Source organism: Chryseobacterium defluvii (assembly GCF_014204415.1).
GTDB lineage: Bacteria > Bacteroidota > Bacteroidia > Flavobacteriales > Weeksellaceae > Chryseobacterium > Chryseobacterium defluvii_A.
Map to the genome: position 1 here is coordinate 683790 of NZ_JACHLE010000001.1, position 12311 is coordinate 696100.

The following is a 12311-nucleotide window of genomic DNA, read 5'->3' on the forward strand; positions in this document are numbered from 1 at the left end:
CTTTAGCTTTGCCCCTAAAAATTCATGAAATTCTACTCACTACTTATTGCTGCCGCATTGACCGCTTTTACCATTATGTCTTTTAATCCTGTATACAAAGGTATTGGGAAAGAAAGCAATATGATTAATAAAGGTATGGATGATTTTAAAAGCAGGCTCGAACAGCTGAAATCCAACGTTTATCTGTTTGCAGAAGATAAGATCACTGTTAAGGAGCTTCAAGGATCACTAAGGAATACCCGGAATTCATACAAAGAAGTCGAGTTTTATATAGCTTACCACTATCCTGAATTTGCAAAAACACACCTGAATGCAGCCCCGTTATTTCATATAGAAGCGGCAGGAACTTCTGCTTATACATTGCCTCCGGAAGGTCTTCAGGTGCTGGATGAACTGGTGTTTTCTGAAGAAGCTTCCCAACAAAAAGAAAAAATAAAAGAAATCACAGACTTCCTGTATAATCAGTATGCTAAATTTTATGCAAGCACCGTTAAAAACGGATTGAGCCGGGGAAATAATAAAACGCTTCCGCTGCGCCTGGAACTCATCAGGATCTATACATTGGGAGTGACAGGTTTTGATACACCGGGTTCACTGAATATTTCAGAAGAAGCTGCTCATGCGCTTTTGGGAATTAAAGAATATATTCATGATGATCCTTATTTTAAAAATTATAACATTCAGAAGGCAGATTATATACTATCCGAAGGTATTAGTTATCTTTCAAGGAACAAAGATTTTGAAACTTTTGACCGGATAGAGTTCTATAAAAAATACATTCAGCCTCTTTATGAAGAACTTGGAAGCTGGGATGGACGGCCTGATGACCTGAAAGAATTTTCGGGCTGGAATGTAAGCAGTAAAAACCTTTTCAGCAGTGATTTTCTGGATCCGTATTTTTATACATTGCTGAAACCTGCAGAAGATAATCCTGAACTGAGAAACTTGGGGAAAGATATTTTCTATGACCGGAACCTGAGCAGTAATGGTAAAATGAGCTGTGCAAGCTGCCATTTGCCTGAAAATGCTTTTACAGACCTGAAAATGAAATCTCAAAGCAATGCCGAAGGACAAACGGTGCTGAGAAATTCCCCGTCTTTATATAACGCTGTTTTTGCAAAAAGGTTTTTCTATGATATGCGTGCATTCTATCTGGAACAGCAGGCTGAACATGTCATTTACAATGAGCATGAGTTCAATACCAGCTATGAAAGTATCATTAATAAGCTAAGGACAAAACCTGAATATAAAAAAGCTTTTCGCACAGTCTTTAAAGACGGAAAGGTCAATAAACAGAATTTTTCTAAGGCATTAAGTTCTTATGTTGCTTCCCTGTATTCTTTCGAGAGTGATTTCGACCGTTTTATGAGAAATGAAAAAGAGATCTCAGAAGATGCAAAAAAAGGGTTTAACCTGTTCATGGGGAAAGCCAATTGTGCTACCTGCCATTTTGCGCCGCATTTTTCCGGTCTTGTTCCCCCATTTTATAATGAAAATGAGTCTGAAGTGCTTGGTATAACTAAAAAGCCCGTAAGTTATGCCCCGGCAGAACTGGATTCAGACAGAGGAAGAGTAGACAGCCCTGTGAAGAAAGAAAATTCATGGATCTATGAAAACTCTTTCAAAACAATGACCGTAAGAAATATTACGCTTACCAGGCCGTATTTTCATAACGGGGCTTTCAATACACTGGAAGAAGTGATAGACTTTTATAATGAAGGAGGTGGAGAAGGAATGGGATTGCCTATGAAAAATCAAACCCTTCCTCCTTATAAATTAAACCTTACCCCAACAGAAATAAAACAGCTCGTCGCTTTCCTGAATACTCTCACAGATATCAGCAAAACAAAAAAATAATCATCGGCAGAAAAAATTCACGATCACTAATCATTCATAACTCATAATTTATATTCACCCTTAATATTCCCGTAACCCCCTTAATATTGGGTTTTAGATTTTTTAATATTTGCAAATGCTTATTTAAAGTACTATTAATAAAGGGTTCCTGATTAAAAAATAGCTTTGCAGTGTCTAATAAATCAAAATTAAAATGAACAAAAAACTACTAGCAGTTGCAGCTCTTGCGTTAGTAACAGGGTCTGTAATGAAAGCGCAGACCACCTGTACGGGAACCCAGATCAGTTGTTTTACATCCATCGTTCCGACGGCCCAGACCAATAAATTAATTATCCCTGCGGAACACAGATATCAGCTTATTCTGAAAGAAGGGGATAATTATACGGAAGGCGGAGGATTTGTAGGAGGACAAAATGACTTTACCGGATATATTCCGAAGACCGGAAGCAGTACCAACGGGTATCTTTCAGTAAATCATGAAACAAACCCGGGCGGTGTTACTATGGCTGAGATCAATTATAATACTTCTACAAAACTATGGCAGCTGACGAGATCCAGGGCCGTAAGCTTTTCAGATGCGAGCCTGGTACAAACGATCAGAAACTGTTCAGGCGGAGTTACTCCCTGGGGAACTGTAGTAACGGCGGAAGAATCTGTGACATCTAATGATACCAATAGTGATGGGTATAAAGATTACGGCTGGCTGGTGGAAATAGATCCTGCTACAGCACAGGTAATTTCTCAAAATACAGACGGCTCCAAAGGGAAGCTATGGCAAATGGGAATCATGAACCACGAAAACGTAGTGGTAAACAACGCAGGAACAGTAGCCTATTACGGAGAAGACGGCGGAACCAATAAAGTCTATAAATATGTAATGGATACTCCCAACAATCTTTCCTCAGGAAATTTATATGTTTTAAAACTGGACCAGGGACTAAGTAATGGCGATCCCATAGGCACAACAGCAACCTGGGTACAGGTTCCGAACAAAACAAAAGCAGACCAGAATAATACCGCTTCTCTGGCACAGTCATTGGGCGGTACGTCTTTCAATGGAGTGGAGGATGTAGAGATCAGCCCTATAGACGGTAAGATCTATTTTACGGCTAAAGGACTAAACAAAGTGTATCGCCTGCAGGATGACGGAACTACGGCTTCACAGGTTGAGACCTTTGTGGGCGGACTTTCCACAACATACTCGTTCACTACGCCTCAGGGGACAAAAACTGAAGCCTGGGGGGATGGAAATGATAACCTTACTTTTGATGAACTTGGAAATCTCTGGGTACTTCAGGATGGCGGTAAAAATTACATTTGGGTAATAGCTCCGGACCATACCCAAGCCAATCCTAAAGTAAGGCTTTTTGCTTCTATGCCGGCAGGATCAGAACCAACAGGGCTTACCTTTACCCCTGATTACAAATTCGGTTTTTTCTCGATCCAGCATCCGGATTCTACAATTTCCACAGATGTTGATGCAACAGGAAATACCATTGATTACAGGGGGAAATCAGCTACGATTGTAATTGCTCTTAAAGAAAACCTGGGAGCTACAGGATCATTGGGAACCGTTGATCAGCCTACTGAAAATTCAGTTACCGTCTCTCCGAATCCTACATCAGGAATCGTAAAGATCAATGCTCCGAAAGGGCTGAAGAATATTTCGGTAACAGCTTACAGCATAGACGGAAAATTGGTTTACAGCAATAAATTTGCGGGTTCAAATACCTCATTGGAACTTGATTTCACTTCACAGCTTGATGCTTCCCGTATTCTGATCTTAAATATAGAAGCAGACGGAGGATTCCGGAAAATGGTGAAAGTCCTGAAAAAATAATTAATAATAACTCAATCAGTTGCCGGGGATTACTATTTACCGGCAGCTTTCTCAATCTATGAAAAAACTGTTTCTATTAATTGTTGCACTGTTCATCTCCAAGATCAATGCACAGATCGATCCTGTAAAATATCCTACCTATACAGGCATTGATGATGCCCTGCAAAGTAAAGCACCCGTTTACAGTATCAGTTTCAGGGACAAAGGACTGTTTAATGTTCCGCCGGATATCAAAAAACTGGATGCCTTATTCTTCCTGAACATGATGGGCAATAAGCTGGAAAAAATGGATATGGAAATATTTCAGTTAAAAGAACTGGAGATCCTGAATGTCAATCAGAACAGCATTAAATATATCCCAGATGAAATAGGAGAGTTGAAAAAACTGAAGACCTTTTCAATGAATATGAACAACCTGACATCCATCAATCCTAATGTATCAAAACTTCAAAATTTAAAGGCAATCCACCTTGACGCCAACAATCTGAGCGTTTTCCCCGAAGCCCTGGCTCAGATTCCGGCATTAGAAGAGATTAATCTTCAGGGTAACCAGATCAGCTTCATTACGGAAAATATAACGAGAATTAAAAATTTGAAATTCTTAAACCTTTCGGCAAACCAGATCAATGATCTTGGAAATGTGGAGTTTCCTGAAAATTTAAAATATCTTGAGCTGCAGGAAAATACCATCACAAGTGTGTCGGATCAATTATTCCGTTTGAAGAAATTGGAATTTCTGAATGTGAGCCAGAACAGCCTCAAAGAGATTTCATCTAAGATAAAAGGATTGAAAAATATAATAAGCCTGAATTTAGCCCATAATAAATTAACAGATCTTCCGGAGGAAATCAAAGAACTGAAGAAACTGAAAACACTGATTCTTACAGGAAATCCAATGGAAAAATCTAAGATAGGGAAATTAAAAGCCTTATTGCCGGATACGCAGATCTATTTCTGATCATCCTCCGACCCTTTTGGTTGTGTAGCCCATTTCTTTCAGGATCTCCATGATCTTATCCCGGTTGTCTCCCTGAATGATAATCGTTCCGTCTTTTTCAGAACCCCCGATCCCTAATGTGGTTTTGATTTTTTTAGAGATCTTTTTCAGGTCTTCATCATTCCCTTCCCAACCTTCAATAATGGTGACGGGCTTTCCGTTTCTTCCTTTCTTTTCAAACTTGCATACCAAAGGCTCCTTCTGCTTAAAGGCTTCTTCAGGCATTTCAAAATCCTGCTCTTCATGATCAGGAAAAAGGTTCTTAAGTTGATCTCGTAAATCCATAAAACAAAATTAAAAATAATAATTAATATCTGCGATATTGAGCCCGGCAATGTAATATTTTATCATTTTAAATGTTTATTTAAGATAGAATACTATAATCATGAAAATAAGAACCTGTTTTATTTTTACAGCATGTCTTTTTGCTCTTGGGATAATGAAAGCCCAGACAGTCTTTTCTTCCGATCCCCTGAATGCTGTTTTTGAAACAAAAGATGTCAATAATTTCTGGAAGGCATTCGATGCTATGGAAAACTCTGTAAGTAACCCTTTTGAAGCTTATCTGAAAGAAGGCTCGCCCGGGGTGAAAGGTTTTACTGAATTTAGAATTATCAATGCCGATTCTTTGTATTCAACAGTAAAGAAAAGAAAGGAAGATTATATAAAGAGTAGAAATGTGCTGGCAGATGTCAGGTCTAAAGAAAAAAGGATAAAAGCGATATACAGCGCATTAAAATACTGGTATCCTGAGGCTAAGTTTCCACCGGTATATTTTGTTTATGGCCGTTTTAATTCCGGGGGCACGGTTTCCGGGGACGGTATTATTATAGGAACTGAAATGCTTAAAGACCTTGATGGCATTACCGGGCTCATTGCCCATGAGCTGATCCATTTCCAGCAGAATAATAAAGGCAACAATTCCCTATTGAAGCAGTCCCTAGTAGAAGGCAGTGCGGATTTTGTCTCAGAGCTGGCATCCGGTGAAAATATCAGCAACCCCCATTTTCAATACGGAGAAACCCATGCTGAAAAGCTCTACAGGGAATTTACATCCCGATTAAAAAATGATGATTATCAGGACTGGCTTTATGGTACAAGCGGTAAAGACGACAGGCCGAACGATCTTGGATACTGGATGGGATACAAAATCGCAGAGGCATACTTTAATAAGCAGGCCGATAAGCATAAAGCTGTTCACGATATTCTTAATATTGAAAATCCATTGCTGTTTCTCAAAGAAAGCGGCTTTCTGGATCCATATATTAGAGAGTATACCAAGAATAATAAAATAAAATTTGAAGACTTTTTTAAGGAATATTCAGATGAGACCTACGAAGTAACATTTGTGGTAAACGTTCCTGATAAAAATGACGAAATTTACATTACCGGAAATCAGCCCGAACTGGGAAGCTGGGATCCATCGGCATTAAAGCTTGAAAAAAAGTCAAACAGAGAGAGACGTATTACTTTAAAAATCCATCTTCCAGCCCAGCTGAAATTCACAAAAGGAAGTTGGGATAAAGAAGCTGAAGTTTCCGGGACCGGCAGAGGGGAAAATATCAAAATAGGATCTTTACCTTCAAAGACGATTCATTACGATATAAAAGGCTTTAAAAACTGATTATCTGTAAAAATCGGAAAAACCGTGTTCTGTAGAAAGTAAATTTTTTTAATCGAAAATTAAGTCTTTCAAATGCCTCAATTCGTCCGAAAATAGATAAATTTGTATGTTTAAATCATACATAATGTCGAAAAAAGCAATATTGGCAATCCTTGATGGATGGGGATTGGGGATGAATCCGGATGTTTCTGCAATAGATAAAGCAGATACACCGTTTATGGACAGCTGTTATAAAAAATTTCCGCACACCACACTGGAGGCAAGCGGTTTAGCAGTTGGGCTTCCGGCCGGGCAGATGGGGAATTCCGAAGTAGGACACATGAACTTAGGAGCAGGGAGAGTGGTTTACCAGAACCTTGTTAAACTTAATATGGCAGTTGAGAATGGAACCCTGGGCCAGGAAAAAGTCATTCAGGATGCTTTTGAATACGCTAAAAAAGAAAATAAAAAAGTACACTTTATAGGTCTTGTGTCTAATGGAGGAGTACATTCCCATATCAATCATCTAAAAGGCTTATTAACTGCCGCTAAAGACTTCGGGCTCAATGACAATGTCTTTGTACATGCTTTTACCGACGGCCGGGACTGTGATCCGCATTCAGGATTAGGTTTCATTGAAGAAATTCAGAAGCACATGGAGGTTACTACCGGAAAGCTGGCAACCGTAACGGGAAGATATTACGCGATGGACAGAGATAAAAGATGGGAGCGTGTAAAACTGGCTTATGATGCTTTAACAGAAGGAGTTGGAATTCAAACAACAGATGCTTTAGCAGCCATTAAAGATTCATATGACAATAGTGTCTCTGATGAATTCCTAAAGCCAATTATCCTTGTGAATACAACTGCTACCGGAAACGTTGTCCCTGTTGCTAAAATTATAGATAATGATGTGGTGATATGCTTCAATTTCCGTACTGACAGAGGGCGGGAAATTACAGAAGTGCTTTGTCAGCAGGATTTCCCGGATTATTCTATGTCCAAATTAAATCTGTATTATGTTACCCTTACCAATTATGATAAGACATTCCGGAATGTACATGTGGTATTTGATGAAAACGTATTGCAGGATACGATGGGAGAAGTATTGGAAAGAAACGGAAAAACCCAGATCAGAATTGCAGAAACAGAGAAATATCCTCACGTTACCTTTTTCTTTTCAGGAGGCCGGGAAAAAGAATTCGTTGGAGAAAGAAGATTGCTTTGTCCGAGTCCGAAAGACGTTCCTACCTATGATCTGAAACCCGAAATGTCTGCTTATGATATCACCAATGCTATTATTCCCGAGTTGGAAAATGAAACAGCCGATTTTATCTGCCTGAATTTTGCCAATACCGATATGGTAGGGCATACAGGTGTTTTTTCAGCTGCCGTAAAAGCTGCAGAAACAGTAGATAAATGTATAGAGAAAGTGGCAACTGCTGCTTATGAGCATGGCTATGCCGTATTTATTCTTGCAGATCACGGGAACTCTGACGTAATGATAAACCCTGATGGGACACCCAACACCCAGCATTCAACCAATCTGGTTCCATTGATTGTGATGGATAAAGACCATACCTGGAATCTGAAACCCGGAAAGCTGGGCGATATGGCTCCCACCATTTTAAAAGTAATGGGAGTGGAAATACCGGAAATAATGACAGGAAATGTATTAGTAAGCTGAAATTAAATAATATTGATAAAAAATTGCCGTTATGATTTATATACCGGCAATTTTTATGATTTATATCAGGATTGGAAATTGCTATGCTTTAAATAATAAATAAATCATATCTTTGTATATTAAAATCTAAATAGTAAGAATGTATCAAAAGCTTGTTAGAAAAGAAGTAATGGGAATTCTGGGAAAAGAAGTAGGTTCTTTTCTGGATAAGTTTTTAACGCCGATAGAGAAGATATGGCAGCCTTCCGATTACCTTCCGGACCCTTCAAGTGCTGATTTTAAGTATGATCTGGAAGAGATCCAGACATTTGCCCGCGAAATGCCTTACGATCTTTTTGTTACCCTGATAGGAGACTGTATCACAGAAGAAGCCTTACCTTCTTATGAATCGTGGCTGATGGGAGTTGAGGGTATCGATCAGGAAGAAAAAGAACTGGGCTGGAGCTACTGGGTAAGAGCATGGACTGCAGAAGAAAACAGACACGGAGATCTTTTGAATAAATATCTTTATCTGTGCGGAAGGGTAAACATGCGGGAAGTTGAAATTACAACCCAATATTTAATCAATGATGGTTTCGATCTGGGAACCACTATGGATCCTTACAGAAATTTTGTTTACACAAGCTTTCAGGAAACAGCGACCAATATCTCACATAGAAGAGTGGGTACGTTGGCAAAACAGTCCGGGAATGGAAAATTAGCCAAGATGTGCGGGGTAATTGCAGCTGATGAAGCAAGGCATGCAAAAGCGTACAAGCATTTCGTGACAAAGATCCTTGAAATTGATCCGTCAGAAATGATCCTTGCTTTTGAAGATATGATGCGTAAGAAGATCGTAATGCCTGCACATATGATGAGACAGTCCGGGCAGAAAGCAGGAGAGCTTTGGGAGCATTTTTCAGATGCCGCACAAAGATGTATGGTGTATACAGGACAGGATTATATCAATATTTTAAAAGACCTGCTGGATGAATGGAAGATAGAACATGTGAGCGGCCTTACCGAAAAAGCAGAAAAGGCCCAGGAATACCTGATGAAATTGCCTTCCAGATTACAGAAGATCACAGACAGGATTTCTACTCCTGATTTACAATTTCAGTTTAATTGGGTGAAAAGCTAGTTTCATATTTTTTTAAATTATATAAGAGAGTATCCGATATTTTGGATGCTCTTTTTTATTTACAGGCTTCCAATGCAATAAATGTTAATGTATAGTAATTTGTATTGCATAGTTCTAAATATTTTATACCTTTATATAAAAATTGATCATGAAAATTATTTATTACCTGTTCTTGTTTCTAATTGGGATGATGAAAGGGCAGACGTACCGCTTTATTTATGAAGTAAACAGTAAAAAAGACTCTACTGAGAATATAATGACTAAGGAATACTTCCATTTGGATATCAATCAGGATGAAATTTTATATTATGGGAGGGATTTTTTCATTTCGGACTCCATAAAGAAGCTTAACCTTCCTCATGGTTTTCCGGCTCCCAAGCTTAATGATTTTTTTGTTCATAAGACAGGTAGTAAAACCTATGACGGATACGAATTCCTTGGCTGGGATATCATCAAACGAAACTCTCAACCTGAACAACGATGGGAATTGTTGCCGGAAAAGAAAGAATTTCAGAATTTTTCTCTTCAGAAAGCGACAACTGTTTTTGGAGGCAGAAGCTGGACCGCATGGTTCACCTCAGAGATCCCCTTTCAGGAAGGTCCGCACAAATTTTACGGTCTGCCCGGACTGATCGTGGAACTTTCGGATGATAAGGGAAATTTTAAGTTCAAATTAGTGAAATCTCAATATTATAAGGTGACTAATCAGATAGATCTTTTGAGCAGAATGTTTAAAAAGAATTTATATTTGGACGACAAAAGCTATCTGAAATATAAGCTTACACACTATGAAGACCCGTTTGCATATTTGAAAAACGGAAGAGTAGACTGGTCAGAGACCGAAGAAATTCTTCTTGATAACGGAACCAGGCTGACTAAAGAAAATATACGGTCATCTACAGATATACAACGCAGACTGATAAAAAAGTACAACAACCCGGTGGAATTAGATAACATCATCCATTATCCTAAATAAAAATTGTCCGTTACAGTATTTTACAGCCTGGTGAAGCCAAAGAAGAACCTGTGAAGAGCGTATTGTTTTCAGGATACTCTTTTTATTTCTTATCTTTGCACAGCTAAAATAAACAAAATGTTGAATAATAAAAAAATTGCTGTCGATTTTGACGGAACTATTGTGGATGATGCATATCCGGCAATAGGCAAACCCAAGATCTTCGCTTTTGAAACACTGAAAAAATTACAATCTCAGGGATACAGACTGATACTTTGGACATACAGGCACGGAAAAACACTGGAAGAAGCCGTAGAGTTCTGCAAAAGTAACGGAATTGAATTCTATTCCGTTAACTCCAGCTTTGAAGGAGAGGTTTTTGACTCCGAAACCCAATCCAGGAAGATAGATGCCGACTGGTTTATTGACGACAGGAATCTGGGCGGATTTCCGGGATGGGGAGAGATCTATAACATCATCAATGAAAGAATAGAATTCCGTGTAGAAGGAAAAGAAGTTTTGGCTTATTCCAAACTTAAAAAAGAAAAGAAAAAAGGTTTATTCTGGTAAAATAGGCCTGACAATATAGCAATGGAACAATTTACAGTATTTTAGATTGTTACATTGTTAAATTTTTAAATTGTTACATTAATACATGATTCAGTTAAAAACGATAGACGAGCTTCGTCTCATGAAGCAAAGTGCACGATTAGTTTCCAAAACACTGGGAATGCTGGCTAAAGAAATTAAGCCGGGAATCACTACACTGCATTTGGATAAATTAGCCCATGAATTCATTAAAGACCACGGAGCCGAGCCTGCCTTTTTGGGATATGGCGGTTTTCCGTACTCTTTATGCATCTCTCCAAACGAACAGGTAGTTCATGGCTTCCCGAACAATGATATTGTAAAAGAAGGAGATGTACTTTCCGTGGATTGCGGGGTTATTTTAAATGGCTTTGTAGGAGATCATGCCTATACCTTTGAAATCGGGGAAGTAAATCCCGAAACCAGAAAACTGCTTCAGGTGACCAAGGAATCCCTTTACAAAGGAATCGGGCAATGCATCAGGGGAAAGAGGATAGGAGACATTTCTCATGCTATACAGGCTCATTGTGAGAAAGAAGGTTATGGAGTAGTGCGTGAGCTGGTAGGACATGGAGTAGGCAGGAAAATGCATGAAGATCCGCAGGTTCCCAACTATGGAAGGCAGGGAAGCGGAAAAGTGATCAAAGACGGGCTTACGATAGCTATCGAACCCATGATCAACCTCGGCACTGAAAAAGTGAGATTTCATAGTGACGGCTGGACGGTTACCACTTTAGACAATCAGCCTTCCGCCCATTTTGAACATGATGTGGCCGTAATCAACGGAAAACCAGTTCTGCTATCCACATTCCAGTATATTTATGAAGCATTAGGTATAGAGAGTGATGAGGAAAAGCCTTTCCAAATGGATTTTTAATGAAAAAAATCACCAAGCTTTTATTAAATAAAATTCCGCGCCCGATGCTTATTCAAATGAGTATCTGGGCAAGGCCTGTGATCTATCAGTTTTTCAAAGGAAATAATTTCTATGATCCTATAGATGGCAGATCTTACCGGAAATTCCTTCCTTACGGATATGGCAGCCAGAGAGAGAATGCATTGTCTCCGGGAACCTTAAGCCTTGAAAGGCACCGCCAGATGTGGCTATATCTGCAGAATGAGACCGATTTTTTTATTAAGAACCATAAAGTACTGCATATTGCTCCCGAACAGGAATTTTTAAGGAAATTCAAAAGGATGAAAAACCTAGATTATATTTCCGCCGACCTGTTTTCCCCGATCGTAGACGTGAAAGCGGATGTCCTGGATCTTCCTTTTGCCAATGAAAGCTTTGATATTATCTTTTGTAATCACGTATTGGAACATATTGAAGATGATGCAAAAGCCATCAGCGAATTATACAGAGTAATGAAACCCGGAGGATGGGGAATATTCCAGGTTCCTATGAGAAATTCACTGGAGAAAACGTACGAAGATTTCACCATTAAAGATCCCAAAGAACGCCAGAAGCATTTCGGGCAGTATGATCATGTACGCTGGTATGGAATGGACTATTTTGACAGGCTGAGAAGAGCAGGCTTTGAAACAGAACCTAATTTCTATTCTCAGAATTTTTCAGAAGAAGAGATCAGAAAATATGGTTTAAGGCGTAATGAAATTTTACCGGTGGTATTCAAAAGATAGAAAAGGGCTTCAAAATGGAA

The 12311-nt window shown here is 38.9% G+C and carries 11 protein-coding genes; 10 read left to right on the forward strand and 1 reads right to left on the reverse strand.

All coding sequences use genetic code 11. The features are described from left to right. Window positions 1-24 precede the first annotated feature (24 nt). The 3 genes from HNP38_RS03045 to HNP38_RS03055 all read left to right on the forward strand — a co-directional run bounded on the left by HNP38_RS03045 (window position 25) and on the right by HNP38_RS03055 (window position 4655). Window positions 25-1857, forward strand: coding sequence for a cytochrome-c peroxidase (locus HNP38_RS03045; protein WP_184184249.1), 1833 nt, complete (start codon window positions 25-27; stop codon window positions 1855-1857). Between the two features lie 193 nt (window positions 1858-2050). Further along, the gene (locus HNP38_RS03050; protein WP_228460916.1) at window positions 2051-3697 is read left to right on the forward strand and encodes an alkaline phosphatase PhoX; all 1647 of its coding nucleotides are present in this window, start codon (window positions 2051-2053) and stop codon (window positions 3695-3697) included. A 58-nt stretch (window positions 3698-3755) separates the two neighbouring features. After that, window positions 3756-4655 (forward strand): leucine-rich repeat domain-containing protein, encoded by a 900-nt coding sequence (locus tag HNP38_RS03055; protein WP_184184252.1) that lies wholly within the window; start codon window positions 3756-3758, stop codon window positions 4653-4655. Here the strand turns inward: HNP38_RS03055 and HNP38_RS03060 are convergent, their stop codons facing one another. Continuing rightward, a complete protein-coding gene (locus HNP38_RS03060) occupies window positions 4656-4979 on the reverse strand; it encodes a translation initiation factor (protein ID WP_184184255.1) in 324 nt (107 codons plus the stop codon). It abuts the gene before it with no gap. 100 nt (window positions 4980-5079) lie between these two features. Between HNP38_RS03060 and HNP38_RS03065 the strand changes: the two genes are divergently transcribed. The 7 genes from HNP38_RS03065 to HNP38_RS03095 all read left to right on the forward strand — a co-directional run bounded on the left by HNP38_RS03065 (window position 5080) and on the right by HNP38_RS03095 (window position 12291). Beyond that, on the forward strand, window positions 5080-6318 hold the full coding sequence (locus HNP38_RS03065; protein ID WP_184184258.1) for a DUF2268 domain-containing putative Zn-dependent protease: 1239 nt from the start codon (window positions 5080-5082) through the stop codon (window positions 6316-6318). A gap of 124 nt (window positions 6319-6442) precedes the next feature. Continuing rightward, window positions 6443-7984: a 2,3-bisphosphoglycerate-independent phosphoglycerate mutase gene (gpmI, locus tag HNP38_RS03070; RefSeq protein WP_184184262.1), complete on the forward strand. Its 1542-nt coding sequence runs from the start codon at window positions 6443-6445 to the stop codon at window positions 7982-7984. A gap of 139 nt (window positions 7985-8123) precedes the next feature. Then, the gene (locus tag HNP38_RS03075; protein ID WP_184184265.1) at window positions 8124-9104 is read left to right on the forward strand and encodes an acyl-ACP desaturase; all 981 of its coding nucleotides are present in this window, start codon (window positions 8124-8126) and stop codon (window positions 9102-9104) included. 148 nt (window positions 9105-9252) lie between these two features. Continuing rightward, window positions 9253-10080: a GLPGLI family protein gene (locus HNP38_RS03080; protein WP_184184268.1), complete on the forward strand. Its 828-nt coding sequence runs from the start codon at window positions 9253-9255 to the stop codon at window positions 10078-10080. A 117-nt stretch (window positions 10081-10197) separates the two neighbouring features. Then, window positions 10198-10629 (forward strand): BT0820 family HAD-type phosphatase, encoded by a 432-nt coding sequence (locus HNP38_RS03085; protein ID WP_184184270.1) that lies wholly within the window; start codon window positions 10198-10200, stop codon window positions 10627-10629. Between the two features lie 85 nt (window positions 10630-10714). Then, window positions 10715-11524 (forward strand): type I methionyl aminopeptidase, encoded by an 810-nt coding sequence (map, locus tag HNP38_RS03090; RefSeq protein WP_184184273.1) that lies wholly within the window; start codon window positions 10715-10717, stop codon window positions 11522-11524. Then, a complete protein-coding gene (locus tag HNP38_RS03095; RefSeq protein ID WP_184184276.1) occupies window positions 11524-12291 on the forward strand; it encodes a class I SAM-dependent methyltransferase in 768 nt (255 codons plus the stop codon). The genes map and HNP38_RS03095 overlap by 1 nt, the downstream gene beginning before the upstream one ends. Window positions 12292-12311: the final 20 nt, after the last annotated feature.